9 protein-coding genes and 1 pseudogene are annotated in these 14,892 nt (G+C 53.7%); 1 reads left to right on the top strand and 9 read right to left on the bottom strand.

Going from position 1 to position 14,892, the window contains the following annotated elements:
* Positions 1-108: 108 nt before the first annotated feature.
* The 9 genes from HMPREF9469_RS20175 to HMPREF9469_RS20130 all read right to left on the bottom strand — a co-directional run bounded on the left by HMPREF9469_RS20175 (position 109) and on the right by HMPREF9469_RS20130 (position 14,415).
* Positions 109-1,662, bottom strand: a complete 1,554-nt coding sequence (locus tag HMPREF9469_RS20175; protein ID WP_007865978.1) for a metallophosphoesterase — start codon at positions 1,660-1,662, stop codon at positions 109-111.
* A gap of 14 nt (positions 1,663-1,676) precedes the next feature.
* Positions 1,677-2,486 (bottom strand): HAD family hydrolase, encoded by an 810-nt coding sequence (locus HMPREF9469_RS20170; protein WP_007865975.1) that lies wholly within the window; start codon positions 2,484-2,486, stop codon positions 1,677-1,679.
* Positions 2,464-3,048 carry a xanthine phosphoribosyltransferase gene (locus HMPREF9469_RS20165; protein ID WP_007865972.1) on the bottom strand — a complete coding sequence of 195 codons (585 nt, stop codon included), beginning with the start codon at positions 3,046-3,048 and terminating at the stop codon, positions 2,464-2,466. Before HMPREF9469_RS20165 ends, HMPREF9469_RS20170 begins: the two co-directional genes overlap by 23 nt.
* 30 nt (positions 3,049-3,078) lie before the next feature.
* Positions 3,079-4,179, bottom strand: coding sequence for a trigger factor (gene tig, locus HMPREF9469_RS20160; RefSeq protein ID WP_007865970.1), 1,101 nt, complete (start codon positions 4,177-4,179; stop codon positions 3,079-3,081).
* 174 nt (positions 4,180-4,353) lie between these two features.
* Positions 4,354-5,748, bottom strand: a complete 1,395-nt coding sequence (locus HMPREF9469_RS20155; protein ID WP_007865969.1) for an aminopeptidase — start codon at positions 5,746-5,748, stop codon at positions 4,354-4,356.
* Positions 5,749-5,761: 13 nt separating this feature from the next.
* The gene (locus HMPREF9469_RS20150; protein ID WP_007865967.1) at positions 5,762-6,703 is read right to left on the bottom strand and encodes a leucine-rich repeat protein; all 942 of its coding nucleotides are present in this window, start codon (positions 6,701-6,703) and stop codon (positions 5,762-5,764) included.
* Positions 6,704-7,108: 405 nt separating this feature from the next.
* The gene (locus tag HMPREF9469_RS20145) at positions 7,109-7,309 is read right to left on the bottom strand and encodes a hypothetical protein (RefSeq protein ID WP_007865964.1); all 201 of its coding nucleotides are present in this window, start codon (positions 7,307-7,309) and stop codon (positions 7,109-7,111) included.
* Between the two features lie 267 nt (positions 7,310-7,576).
* Positions 7,577-13,210 (bottom strand): Ig-like domain-containing protein, encoded by a 5,634-nt coding sequence (locus HMPREF9469_RS30765; RefSeq protein WP_007865960.1) that lies wholly within the window; start codon positions 13,208-13,210, stop codon positions 7,577-7,579.
* A 23-nt stretch (positions 13,211-13,233) separates the two neighbouring features.
* The gene (locus HMPREF9469_RS20130) at positions 13,234-14,415 is read right to left on the bottom strand and encodes a hypothetical protein (RefSeq protein WP_007865957.1); all 1,182 of its coding nucleotides are present in this window, start codon (positions 14,413-14,415) and stop codon (positions 13,234-13,236) included.
* A gap of 166 nt (positions 14,416-14,581) precedes the next feature.
* On the opposite strand from HMPREF9469_RS20130, the pseudogene HMPREF9469_RS33860 reads away from it, so the two are divergent.
* Positions 14,582-14,892, top strand: a pseudogene (locus HMPREF9469_RS33860) (transposase); the annotation flags it as partial.

The raw sequence follows: 14,892 nt of genomic DNA, 5'->3' as shown, positions 1-14,892 counted from the left end.
AATCTTCTTTAGCTAACAATTTCTTACATTTATTCTAACACACAGCAAAAACAGCCACAAGGCTCAGGAGGGGCGGAATTGCCATGTATTTTCACCGTATATTTTATCCTAATCCAGAAACCATCCCTGTTCCTCCGGGAGAAGAAAATAATTATTATCCCTGTCCGAATCCGCGATCATGGCGTTCAATTCCCTGAGAAGGTAGCTGTCCGGCATATTGCGCTCCCACCACCGGTATCCTCTGGTTCCCTTAATCCCTTTTGCGTCAATTTTGCGCCCGGCATAATAGTCAATGTACACGCCTGCATAGGTGGCTGCCATGGAGCGCTCCACATCATTCCCCAGGTTCTTTACCACTCCCCGTATCTGATCGCTGATCAGCTTTTGTATGTAGCGGAAGGACCAGTCCTCAAAATCCAGAAGATCCGGGTTATCAATCCCCGTTCTCCTGGCCCAGGCAGACACATCCACAGACCTGGTCTCATAGGATATGCTTCCGTCCTCCTCCCATATGATGTGCCCATATTGGCAGGGAGGGATACTCAGCGCGTCTGTGATGATCTCCTGTATGCCGTAAGCTGCTTCCGGGACTCCCGGTTCCGCCTTGTATTTGTGCACCCGCTGTACATGCAGGTGACCGCTGAAAAACAAGGGCAGCCTGTATTTCTGCAGGAGTTGGATCACATCCTGATTGTTATCCATGGCGCACTGGGTTGTGTACATCCGGCTCTGGGCCAGAAGATTGTGATGGGCAATGGGAACCACAAATATTCCTTCCTCACCGGCTTTGGCAAGCTGCTCATCCATCCAGGCCATGGTCGTATCCTTGATCCTGCCCTCCACCTTGTTATCCGGCTCATACTGGCAGGAATCCAGCATCAACAGCCAGTTTCTCTCATCCAGGGCATAGACATAGCTCAGGGAATCACTGTCACGGCTTAATGCCTGGTCATAGCCGTACTCGTGGTAAATATCATAAAACTCAGGTCCGTCAATGGATGGGGCTGCTGCTTTTTCCGCCCCGTAATATACCGCCGCATTCCCGTTATTGATATCATGGTTGCCGGGAATCACCAGCACCTGTACGCCCGCGTCCTGTACCCGCTTTAACCGATCAGCCAATTCCTGATGGTTGACCTTTTCCCCGTTCATGGTGATGTCACCGCTGAGCACCAGCGCGGCAGGCTTTTCTTCTATCACCTCGTCCAGAAATGCCTCCAAAAGCTGGGGCAGATACCGGATAACCTTTCCGTCACTGCGCTCCACAAAAAGCTGGAACGCCTCCCCTCCGTCATCCGTCAGGGCACTCTGATAGTGGAGATCCGTTGCAAGGATCACATCCGGCGGAACGTAGGGCACCTCGGTTTCCTGGGGCGGGGTCCAAACAGAAGGGAACTCCTTCTTCCATCCCGTGTATCCCCCCTCCCGCTCCACTGTCTCCTCTTTTTCAGCCTCAGAGTCCGTGGCAGCCGGTACAGGCTCGCCCGTATCTTCCCGGGTACCACGGGGGCTGTCTGAAGGCTCCTCTATGGGCTCGGTCCCCGCCACCTGTACAGGTCCCGGTGGTTCCATTACCTTTTTCATAAAATGCAAAACCCCGAAGCATGCCATGAATACCATAGCATACATCAGGGCGCTTATCATCCAAGTCTTTCTCTTCATCCGGTCAGCTCTTTCTATATGATGCCTAACTCTTTCATTGCATAAGCGATACCATCTTCCTCCACATCCTTTGTCTCGAATGTGGCATAGGGGACCAGTACCTCACTGTGCTGTCCCATAAGCACACAGTTGGTTGCGTATTGGAACATGGACAGATCATTGCTGCTATCCCCAAACACATAGGCATCATCCTTGGAAATACCGTAGTGTTTCAGTACCTGATCCATGGCAGTGGCCTTAGAATGGCCTCTGGGGACACACTCATAATATCCATCCCCCCTGTCAATGACCTCTATATCCTTAAGACGTCCAAATAATTCCATACACCGGCTGTTCCCGTCAGACGCAAGGTAAAATTTGGAGAAATCATAGCAGTCATCTTCCCAGTCATACCTGCCGGCGCATCCCGCTTCCCTGAGTGCTGCTTTTAGTTCCTCCACCCGCGGCATCCTTGAGATGGTTCTGTGGAAATAACAGCCGTCCACACCTTCCAAGGCTCCGTCCAGACCGCACTCGTCAATGTCCTTTTTAATGCGGATGCCGCGCTCCCTGGGAATATGGTAATAGTAAAGCACCCTTCCCTCTGCAAGGACATACGTGCCGCACCCGCACAGACAGCCGTCAACCTCGATCTCTGAACGTATCTGCCATGTATGGGGGTAGACCCTGCCTGTATTGATAAAAACCAGATGCCCTTTTGACCTGGCTTCTTTGACCGCCTGTTTTGCACTTTCCGGCACCTCCCCTGTCTTTTCAGACAGGAGGGTTCCGTCAATATCGAAAAATAATGCTTTTGTCTTATTACTCATCATCTCTGAACACAATCGTCTGTGTCTCCTCATCCATGCTCTCTACAATTGCCAGGGACTCCAGCCTGATCCCCTCGGAACGCAGCAGATCGCCGCCTACCTGGAAACCTTTTTCAATTACAATGCCGGCTCCTACCAACTCCGCGCCCGAATCCCTTACAAGGGCTGCCAGACCTTCCAGTGCCTTTCCATTGGCCAGGAAATCATCAATCAGCAGTACCTTATCCCCAGGACCCAGGAATTCCCTGGATACGATGATATCATACACGCGCCCGTGGGTAAAGGATTCCACCTTGGTGGTATACACTTCCCCGGCAATGTTCTTGGTCTGCGTCTTCTTGGCAAATACAACCGGCACATCAAAATACTGGGCCACAATACATGCAATGCCGATGCCGGACGCCTCAATGGTCAAAATCTTTGTCACCGGCACATCGGCAAATCTGCGCTTAAACTCCCTGCCAATCTCTCCAAACAGCTTAATGTCCATCTGGTGGTTTAAGAAGCTGTCTACTTTCAGTACGTTTCCGGCCTTGATCTTGCCGTCCTTTCGTATCCTGTCCTTTAAAATCTGCATGTATGTCCCCTCCTCACAATTCGCTCCCGTTTATTTTGCTGCCGTAGTCTCTTCTGCTGCTGTTGTCCCGGCTGCTGTCTCTGCCGCGGATGTCTCCGTCTCTGTGGTTTCAGCCACGTTGGAAGCATTGTCAGCCATAAACTTCATCACCTTATAATTCAGCGCCATCTCGTCAAAGGTCTCCTGGCCGTAATATGCAACAGCATCCTCCACATCCTGTCCGTTGCTCTCTGCAAATGCCTGGCGGTCTGCATCCTCCAGCACAATGCCCTCGCGCTCAGCAACCGTATTGATGACCAGCTGGTTCCGCACATCATCCTTCACAGAAGCATAGATTGCCTCCTGGAGTCCTGGTACATCCATACCATTGGCCTGGGCCATGTGGGACAGGCTGCTTCCATACATCTTTGCCTGTTCTTCGTACTGTTTGATCCTTGTGTTATAGCGCCTGGACAGGGCAGTCTTATTCAGCTTGAACGTGGAACTCTCCACTACCTGCTGCAGCACGGACTGCTGAACCTGAAGGTCTGCGGACTGCTGCTTCTGCTTTAAGAGGTCCGCCTTAATGCTCTCCTTATACTCGTCCACTGTCTTGTAATCGGAAACCCTCTGTACAAATGCGTCATCCAGCACAGCGTCCTTTTTCTCCTTCACTGCGTTGACAGTGACCTCAAATACCACTGGCTTGCCGGCCAGGGTTTCCTCTGAATAAGTTTCCGGGAACGTCAGGTTCAACTCCTTCTTATCCCCTTTCTTTGCTCCGATCAATCCATCCTCAAACCCTTCGATGAATCTTCCGGAACCAAGTGTCAGGTCATATCCGGTATCTGTACCCCCGGCAAATTCCACGCCATCCTGCTTGCCCACATAATCGATATTGACCACATCGCCTTCCTGGGCCGGGCGGTCCAATTCCTCCTCGGACGGATTCTGGCTCAGAACCTGATTGATCCTGGATTCCACCTCCGCGTCTGTTACGATCACAGAAGGCATATTCACCTTAACGCCTTTGTATTCTCCCAGCTCCACAGATCCCAGATTTTCATTTCCGCTGCCTGTGCTGTTAGAACAGCCTGTCAGAAGTGACAAGGCCGTCATTGTACATAAACATATCAATGCTATTTTTTTCATCTTACATTTCCCTTTTCTTTTACTCGTTTTACGCATCCTTGTGAAAACCCTTATATTCCCAGTATTCATACCATAAAAAACATGTGCTTTTCCGGGCGTGCGCTGTACATAGTTATACCATACCTGTGTGGGAAAAAAAAGTGTTTCCATCAATTTCATGAAAATTTAAGGTTGTTATTTGTAGAATGCCCTGAATGCCTTGTAGGTGTTGTAAACATCCAGTTTGGACGCAAGCTCAAAGGGCGAGTGCATGGACAAAATGGGAACCCCAAGGTCCACGGTATCCACATTCATATGGGCTACGAACTTGGCGATGGTCCCGCCTCCTCCCGCATCAACCGCGCCCAGTTCCCCGGCCTGCCAGTACACCCCTTCCTGCTCCATCATGGATATGACCTTTGCCATGACTTCAGCACTGGCGTCATTGGAGCCTGACTTCCCCCTGGCGCCTGTGTATTTGGTCAGGACGCAGCCCTTATTCACATAGCTGGAGTTCCGGCTCTCGTAAACATCAGGGAATGTGGGATCATAGGCAGCGTTTACATCCGAGGAAAGACACAGGGAATTACGCAGGATATCCCTCACCTTTACTCCGGCCTGGTCGGCAAGGTCCTCTATGTAATGAAGCACATAGTCGGAATTCAGTCCGGTATTGCCGTCCGAACCTGTCTCCTCCTTGTCTGTCAGTATGGTTATGGTGGTATGGGCCGGCTTTTTGGCATCGATCTCCGCGGTCAGTGCAGTATATGCGCATACGCGGTCGTCCTGTCCGTAAGCTCCGATCATGCTGGCGTCCAGTCCCACATCCCTGGCCTTTACCGCCGGAACCAGTTCCAGTTCGGCCCGGAAAAAGTCCTTTTCCGTTATGCCGTAACGCTCGTTCAGCAGGGACAGGGCCAGAAGCTTAAATGGCTCCTTGATCTCCTCGTCCTGAAACGGCAGGGAGCCCACCACAATGTTTAACTCCTCCCCTTTAAGCCCGTCCTTTAAGGGCCTTTCATTCTGCTTTGCGGAAAGGTGGGGCAACAGGTCGGTGACACAGAACACGGGATCCGATTCCTTCTCTCCAATACATACCTCTACGGTTTCACCGTTCTTCTTTACCACAACGCCGTGGATGGCAAGAGGGATGGTCCCCCACTGGTATTTGCGGATCCCGCCGTAATAGTGGGTTTTAAAATATGCAATCTCTTCCTTTTCATACAAGGGATTGGGTTTTAGATCCAGGCGCGGGGAATCTATATGGGCCCCGTTGATCCTGACCCCTTCTGTAAGAGGCTTCCTGCCAAAGGTGGTGGCGATCAGCGCCTTGCCCCGATTGACATAATACACCTTATCTCCCGGCTCGTAGGACGCCTTTCTGTCAAAAGGTTTATAGCCTGCCTTTTTAAGCATTTTGATCCCTGCTTTCACACATTCACGCTCTGTTTTACCCCCGTCCAGGAATGCCTTATAACCCTCGCAATATCCAAAGGCCTTTTCCACCTGCTCCGGCGCGTCCTTTGCAATGTGTGGAAATGACCACGTGAGTTCTTCCCTAAGTTCCTGTGCTTTTGTTTTTTTAGCCATGTTTTTCCTCCTTTTATAATTCAAACGTCCTGGCCTTTGACGGCACATGACCGAATCTTTTGTGTTTTACATCCATGAGCAGGGCCGCGTCACCTGCATCGCCGGAGCGGGCCGCTGCTTTTAGCATTGCCCTAAGAGCCGCCTCATTCATGTACGGTTCCCGGGCCAGCCATCCCAGGATGTCCCGCTCACCCCGTTCAAAGAGACCGGCCGCTGCTTCCTCTGCATGGGCTGCCACATACTCCCGGTATCCCCGGGCCGCCTCCTCCTTAAGCCCCCAGGGCCGGTACAGACGGTACAGGGCCAGGCGCGTCACAAGTCCGGGAAGTTCCTGGACCACCACATGGGGAAACAGTTTGTCATACTCCCCTACCTGAAACCGGGTCTCCTCAAAGCAATACCGGTACAGGTGGCCGCAGCCGTGCATCTGCCTCATAATGATCCGGGCAGGGGTATTTTCCACGGATTCCTCAAAATATTCAGGAAACACCAGCCTGCAGAGCAGATTCCCCGCTCCGTCCCTGTAATCCACATCCAGTGTCTGGCGCAGCTCTGACAGGATCTCCCTGAGACAGGATTTGCAGTTTTCCGCCACCTGGATACTGAGATTTGTGATCCCGCTGCATCCTGTGAATACACCTGCCCCCCAATCCGCTATGGTGCTGTGGCAGGAAAGCTTTCTTAAGCCGGAACAGTTGTAAAAGGCATATGCCCCTATCCTCTTTACGTGCACGGGCAGCGTCAGTTCCTTCACCTGGCTGCCGCAGATTTCCGGCTCGCCCTCATACACAGAAGGAGGCACCTGGCGCCCCCTGACTGTCTCAGAAAAAAGGTAGGATGCCAGCCCTGTCACCGGCTTTCCCTCTATCGTGTCAGGAATCTGTACAATTCCATCCAAACCATAACAACGCTGGACAGATATTCCGTCCAGCGTTTCTTCATATAATAACTTCATGGTAACAGTTTAATCACTTTACTGTATTTTTTCAAGAGAATTTTTATGGAAATGGAAAACCGGCCCGCTTTTGTACTCATTTTTACATCGGATGGACATCCGGTGCTTCTTGACGGGCTTTTCCGGTTAAGAAGATGAGCCGTCCTGTCGGTTTCAAACAGATTTATCAGATAGATGTTGGCTTTTCAGTGCCTGTACCTTATCGTCCAGTAAAAGCGCATATTGCATATCACCCTCTTATAGCCACCGCGTACGTTCCCAATTTTCCAAAAAAAAGCGGCGGGTGGGGTAAACTGCCGCCTTCGCCGCCTTGTCAATCTGTTATTCTTACGCGCCGTCCGTTCCTACCTTGCAGCCGTCTATTTGTGTATTGACTGCTGTTGAGCCGTCCGCGTAGAAATAATACTATTTGCCGCCCATCTGCTTCCCACCGCCGGACTGCATCAGGCCAGCTGCATCAAGGTAAAACCACCTGCTGTTGATAATGCCCGCCAGCCGTCCCAGGGCGGGGACAAACATTCCGCGGGTTATGCCGGCGTCCGGGCTGAACTGATTGTTCCCGGTTTCTGAGAGCGTCCCATGCGCTGCCACAAATTCTATCTCCATCCCTGCTATCTTCCCTCTGCTCCACCATGGAAATCGTAATATTAATTCCCCACCAGTTCATAATCCCCGGGTTCCCGTTCTTGCCAATTTCACTGATTTCATCTTCATCGTCAGAGTTAAAGCTGGTGATCGTCTTATTTAATATGCGGTTATGATTCGAGGTATGAGACTCCACGGCAGGCAATGAGGCATCTATAACCGACTGCCTGCCGCAAGAGGTAAGTAGAACCAATAAAACCAATATTGCAATTTTATCAACGTGTTTGATCACTCTTTTTTCTGTTCCCCGTTCCAAAGCCCGTTTTTATCTACGTACCAGCCGTCTATCCAGGCATCTGCAAACATGATCCCCTGCTTGCCGTCCGATACGGGATTGAAATAATACCATTTCCCGTCAATCAACTGCCAGCCTGTCTTCATACCGGTATTGGTATCGATGTAGAAATATCCGCCCAGGGCCGGATCATAAATCATTCCGCTTTGTACATAACCATCTGCCCCAAAGGGATACCAGGCTCCGTTCACCATCTCCCAGGCGGGCTGCTCATAGGTACTGCCGTCTTCTCCGGTCACAATCGTTCCGGCCGCAGTTGTTCCATCCGCATATTGCAGCTTCCATCTGACGGTTCCGTCTGCTGCTGTCTCTGGCTGCCAGTTAGAGTAGCCCGAGCCGCTGCCGGTGATGATACCGGTCAGGGAATTCACTTTCCCTTTCTTTGGATCCTGGGCAGTTGTACCTGCCGGCTGCGAAGAAGTGCTTCCTGACGAACCGCCCGAAGAGCCGCCGCCTGTGCTGCCGCTGCTGTATGTCATTACCGTAACGGTGCAGGATGCCGTATAGCCGCCGTCCGTGGTGGTGACGGTAATCACCGCCGAGCCGCTGCCCACTGCCGTAACATTGCCATTCTGATCCACGGCTGCAACAGATGGATTGCCGCTGGCCCATGTCACTGTTTTGTCGGTGGCATCAGCCGGTGTTACGGTGGCTGTGAGGGTGCCCGTGTTCGGCGTGGTATTGCTGTAAAGGGACAATGTGCTTCTGTTCAGCGCAATGCCCGTCACCGGTATTGTTCCTTCCGGAATCTTCTCATAGGTGGCCTCGGCGGTCACGTCCTGATCCGGCATGGTGAACCTGGCGGTGGCGCTGGTTTTACTTGTGCCGTCCGCAAAGGTCACGGCGGGGGCGATGTCCCACTCCCTGAACCGCTGGCCGTCCGGGGCAGCGATTGCCATGATGGTCACGGTTTCGCCCTGTGCCGCCGAAGTCGGATTCGCTGTGCCGTTTATGACGTTAATGCTATAACTCTGCGGTTGAACGCCGCCATCGCTTCCCGTTACGGTACAGGTGATATTCACTACGCCTTGTACGGACGGTATCCTGTAGGTATTACCCGTGCCGCTTATCGGCACTCCGTTGTGGGTTCCGCTCCACGTATAGGTGTAGCTTACCGCGCCCGAGCCGGTGGCGGTGAAAACCACATCGTCGCCTTTCAATAAACAAGCTATGCTAAGGTATTCTTCGTATGGGGTTCCGTTTATGGATATACGCATTGATCCATCGGTCGCCGTGCCTTGCGGGGTCACTGTGTAGGTGAAGGAAAACAAATCCAGCATCGCGCTGGCGGGGCCATCCTTTATGACAATCGTAACGCCGGTGTATTCGTCTCCTCCGAAAATGTTGCCGCCATACACCTTCCAGGTACCGTTGGGTACGCTGGCCGTGCGTGTCGCGCCCGACCCTGTCATGGTATATGTTGTCGCTTCGTCACCGTCGAGCTTGAGCGTATAGAGGGTAGCGTCACCGTCATCTGGAGAACCGTCCATATGGATGTTCAGCGTGGCGGTGTAGATGACCACGTTGTCCGTCACTGTGGCGACCAGATGTTCGCCATGCACTTCGAGGCGGAAGCTGTAGCCCGATGCGCTGACCGTGCTGTTCGCAGGTGCTCCGTTGATCACCCCATTGGCGGCGTCGATCAGTGTGATTGTATCGCCCACGTTGAGGGAGGGAGTAGTGTCAAAGCCCAGCGTTACGGTAACGCCGTCAATGTCCGCTGTGCCTTCCACGGTGAGAACGGTGGAGCCGGCCGCTGTGGCGGCGGGCAGCGTAAAGTCAAGGGTCTGGAAGCCCTTCAGATTCTGGCCAACACTCTGCCCGGTGCCGATCAGCTCCAGCTTGTTGCCGGTTCCGATCCCCAGTTGCCCAAACCGGCTGCCGCCATAAACATCACTACCCACCGCGACGCCGGAATAGAGGGTGACTGTGTTGTTGTCCGCGGTGACGCCATCGCCGCTGCCGAGGAAACCTCCGCCAACATTACTGTTCACCACAGCGCCTGTGTGTACAATGACGGTGTTGCCCGAGGCGCTGCCCGCGCCTTCTGCCCAGCCGCCGTAAAGATTGTCGGCTTCTGAGCCGGAATGGAGGATAACGGTATTGCCTGTGGCATCGCCTCCACCGGCTGTGATGCCGCCGAAAACACCATACTCCACCATCGCATCGCTGTTCAGCATGACGGTGTTCCCGGTAGACGCACCGGAATTGTTATATCCCCCCAATACGAAGCCGGGATTGGTATTGCCGGAGGTGTTATTCACCGTCACGGTATTGCCGTCTGCCCCTTCAGTAGGGGCCACAGAACTGGAATAGCCTACTTGGCCTACTTGTACATTGCACAGCTCCACGCCGGGGTAGGTGATGGTTTCGCTGGGGATGGGAGCGTCGGAGTAGGTAAAAGCCCCCGTCAGCTGCACCGAGCCGTTTGCATCGGTGACGATAATATATTGTGCGTTTGTACTGGCCTCGTTCGCTGGGGTTTTGAACGTGAAGCTGGTTGCAGTCTTATCCGCAAGATCGGTACCCGGCGTGTTCCAGACCTTCACGCCAGTGACGTCGGCGAGGTTCGCACCGGTGACTGTCACCACCGTGCCGCCCGCCGTGGGGCCGCTCTTGGGGGAAACGCCGCTGACGGTGAAGGCGGGCTGGCCATTAAAGGTGACGATGGCGACGGCGCTCTCCATGCTCGCGGCAGTGATCATCCCCTTGGTTACATAGTCACCTGTGCCGGTATTGACGAGAGTCACCTTGCCGCTTTGGAGGGAAACCTTGCCGCTCGCCCCCAACGCAAAGCCGTTTTTCGTACCGGTGGAGTTCACCGTGCCGGTGGTATCGACGATGGTGTTCAATGCTGAAATTGTGCTCAGAGCATTGTTGCCTGTATATTCGGCGGTCACACTCGCATCGCCGGAGACGGTCAAGTTAGCGTTGCTGTTAAGGGCAGGGGCGCCGCTGGCGGTGACCGTCACGCTACCGCCGGTGACGGTCAGATCCTTAGAGAGACCGGCTGTGATTCCGCCCATTCCCGTGGCATCGACCTTGCCGCCGGTGACGGACAGATCACTCGCGGATTGAATCGCGTAATCGCCATTGTTGTAATCCTCACTGGCTTTGGCGGTCAGCGTATGGCCCGTGGCGTCAATTTCCAACGTGCCGGATTCGCCCTTGTAATAAATCGCGGGCTGGCGTTTGATAGAGGAGACATCCAGCGTCACGTTGTTGTCCAGCACAACTTTCGCGCCGGTGGTGATGGTATCGGCAAAGTTGACGGCCTTGACCTGCTGGCCGCTTCCCGGCTCTTTCAGCGTCAGGGCGGAGCCGTCCCACTTCCAGCCCTCGCTATCGTAGTAGCTGTTGATCGGATCGGTGTCCGAGATGATCAGCAGGCCAGTGGTCGCGTCCAACTGGGTGGAGCCGCCCGGCGCTTGGCCGATCTTCAGGTATTTGTAGGTACTGATCTGGCTGGCGTCGTATGCCTGGGGGTTACTGCCGTTGCTGTTCTCGCTGGCGGTGAGCACGGCCATGCCGCCCTCCAGGGTGGGGGCCTTGTTCATGGCCGGTTCGGTGCTGGTGTTGACGGCGGTCACGGCGCCGCCGCTGATGGTAATAGCACCAGTTGCTTTGATGGTTGGAGAGCCGCTGCCGCCGCTGGTAGCCGTCACTGTGCCATTGCTGATGGTAACGCTGTTTCCGATGATGGCGGAACTGGCGGTTACGGTGGCCGACACCGCGCCGCTGGTGTTGATGGTGACCTCCCGGGTCGCGTCCAGCTTACCAGTGCCGGTCACATTGGCATCGCCGGAGACGGTGAGGCTGCCGCTGCTGGCAAGGATATGGCCCTCCTGATTTACCGTTCCGCCGGTGATGGCCAGATCCTTATCACTGCGGAGCGCGGCCGAGCTGCCGTTCTTTGCGGTCAGGGTGTAGTCGCCCCCGTCGATGGTCAGCGTGCCGTTGCCGCCCCGATACCAAATCGCCGGCTGTTCGGTGAATTCGGAGGAGTCCAGAGTCACGTTGCTGTCCAGCACAACTTTCGCACCGGTGGTGATGGTATTGGCAAAGTTGACGGCCTTGACTGCCTGTATGCCGGGGTTTTTCAGCGTCAGGGTGGAGCCGTCCCACTTCCAGCCCTCGCTGTCGTAGTAGCCGTCCACCGCGTTGGTATCCGAGAGGGTCAGCAGGCCGGTGTCCGCCAGCTGGGCGGAGCCGCCCGATGAATCGGCGGTCACCGTCACGCCTTCAACCGCCAAAAAATCGATGAGGGAGCCATTTGCATTTGTGTAGCGGATGCCGCTTTCTCCGTCCTTTAAGGCCCACTGAACGGTGACGGCATTGTCTTTGTTCGACCAGGCCATCAGGTTTGTCGTACTGCCTTCCGTATAAGGGCCGGAGGCGGACGCATCCCACGCGACCACCACGCCGGCGCCTGTTATTCCGATGAACGTGACGTTGCCGCCCACCTCGATCACATCTTCAAACGCGCGGCCGCGGCCGAATATACAGTAGTCGTTCACTTCAAACGCGCCGTCGCCGGTGAGGCTCACCATCGGACCCTCGGTGAGATTGCCGGAGAAGTTCGCCTGCCATACCACCTTGACGCCGGCGGGGATCTCCAGTTCAAAGGTTTCAGTCGCGCCGGTAACAGTGCCTGTGATATCGCCGGATACCCTGAACTCGCCCGTGCCTCCGTTTGCTGCATGGGATTGATTGTAGGCTTGGATTGCGGCTATGATACCCGCATCACTGCCGGCGCTATTCCATTCGATTGTCACCAGGATTTCCGGCAGCTCCACGCCGTCAGCCACCGTGTAGCCCTTCGGCAGCACGGGGGAGAAGGTGTATTCCCCCGGGTCTTCCGGGTCAAAGGCCGGGTCGCTCTCCCAGGTCACGTCCTCGATGGTGATCTTGCCTTCGTCTTCATCGGTGCCGGTCAGGACGCCCGGCAGGGTGAGAGCGTCTTGTGATTCGATATCCCCAGATTTGTAGCTCTGATAGAGCACATTGTACGATAATGCGTCAAACGCCGCAATCACGCCCCCATCGCTGAGCATGGCCAGACCAACGGAGTCGCCCCGGGACAGACCGCCGCTCCCGCCGCCATTCACCTGGTCCTCTTCGTCACATTCCTCACACACAAAAGCGCAGGGTGTGCCGGGTTTGCCAGCGATGTAGCCGCAGTCCTCATCGTGCTCATGGGAACAGTCCAGCGCCTGTGTCATGCAGCCGCTTTCCTCATCGCAGATATGGGAGCAGTTCACCGGCTCTTTTGCGTTGCTGCCGCTGGCAAGGTCAGTTTCCTCATCATAACAGTCGTCCGTATGCTTATGGACACATTTCGTAACTTCTTTCCAGCACTCGTCCGAGTGCTCATGTCCACAGGGCGTCCCCCGTGTTCCCCCGGCATAGCCGCACGCATCGGTGTGCACCGGATGGTGTTCGCACAGCCCGTTCGCACCGGGCGGCGTATCTCTCTCAACCGCTAATGCCGTATTCGTCCCCGTCATGCTGAACAGCATGGCAACAGATAGAAATACGGATAGAGCCCGTTTCCAATGTCGTTTCATCTTACATCCTCCTTCTTTTCTTCTTAAACCGCCAGGATATATTCTTCAAAGCTTATGGTCTTTCCCGCTTTAAGCGCGGTTCTTATTTCTTCCTCTGTCATACCCGGAGCTATGACAGCATCCGTGGCCTGAATATCGCTGATGTCTAAATCGCCCATCCACACGGTAATCCTACCGCAGACCTCGGCAGCGCTTTGGAGGGACAACCGTACCTGCTCCCAATCCTGCCGGCTGAATTCCTGCGAAGCCTCCTCCACGTCATTGTGCAATTCGCCTAATTCATCGTGGACGGTCTGCCAGACTTCGATGATATCTGCAAGGTACCCCTTCATCTCATCCATCTGGAGGCAGAATTTATCAAATGTGTCGGCTGCTGCTTTGAGGGCGGCTATATCCTGCTCATACAGGCTGCATTTTGCCTGTGAATTTTTTATTTCCTCTTTGTCATCTATAATCTTCCGGGAGGATGTGCCGACAATGGAACCACCCGCAACGGCGATGCCTCCGCAGGCAACGGCTCCCGCGATTCCCGCCACCGTCCCCCATCCGGTAAACAAAGCAAGACTGCACATTACAATCCCCGTGACCACAAGAAGGCTGCCGCCCACAACGCTTGCTGTCTGCGATTTAATATCCCGCTCAAGCGCGTTGATCCGGCTGATAAGTTCCGCTATCTTTCCCTCATCCACATCCGCCCCCGCCAGCATTGCTTCTGTCAGTTGCTTCAAGTTATACCGGATTATGTCAAGGCTCGTGCTCTGGTAGTCATTCAGTTGTTTCAAAAGCGATTGGCTCGTGTCGATCATATTATCAATCACTGCCTGCGCGTCTTTCAAATCCTGCTGGAACATCATGACTGCAAACCCATCGTCCGGATTTAAAATAATCCGCTCCAGATAGATCTGTGCATCGTTTAATGTTTTCTGGGTAATCCCGGTGCGGTCGGCGATAACACCCGGAACCAGGATCAGGTTGGTATAAATGCTCTTGACCCATTTCTTGGCCTCCAACTGCGCGTCCACGTAAAACTTCAGATATTCAGCATAGTTTTCCGGCAGTATGTTGAGCACGGGGAACGATGTCTTCATAATGCCTACCAAATAACTGTTCAGCAGTAAAATATTTGTTTTGTAATTGCTCACGTTCATTCCCGTCCGCCGGACCATAGCGGGGAAACGAACCAGATAAAGTTTGTTTTTTCTCATCTTTTTTCCACCTTTCTTAATTTGGTAGTGTCAAGTTTCACTACCTGTTTTATTGTTTAAACCTTGATTTTATGGGAGTTTGCAATAAAAAGAGCAATGACCTCCCTTTTTTTGGTATAATGTCCTCGACCAAAATTCCAAAATACCAGAAAGGATTTCATTGCTCATGGACATTATACTTTATTTACTTAACATTATTCAATACCTTTATCGCCAAAACTGCTGGCTAATCAACTTTATTTGCAGATACATCCCTCTCAAACAGTGGGCTTTTGATGATTCTCATTCTCCCAAGTACCAAAAATTCAAAATTGATGAGCTTCCTCTGATCACTGACTTCCGGCAAGACTGGACTTACAAGGATCTCATCCCTTACTACGAAAACGTTACGGCAAGATGATCCGCCCCATAACGCCGCCGCTCCGATTCGCCACACTCCCGGATGACTGCTCCTGTCCTCGCTGTGATCGCCCCCAA

It is taken from the genome of [Clostridium] citroniae WAL-17108 (genome assembly GCF_000233455.1).
Taxonomy (GTDB): Bacteria; Bacillota; Clostridia; order Lachnospirales; family Lachnospiraceae; genus Enterocloster; species Enterocloster citroniae.
This window is presented reverse-complemented; position numbering and strand designations above follow the sequence as displayed.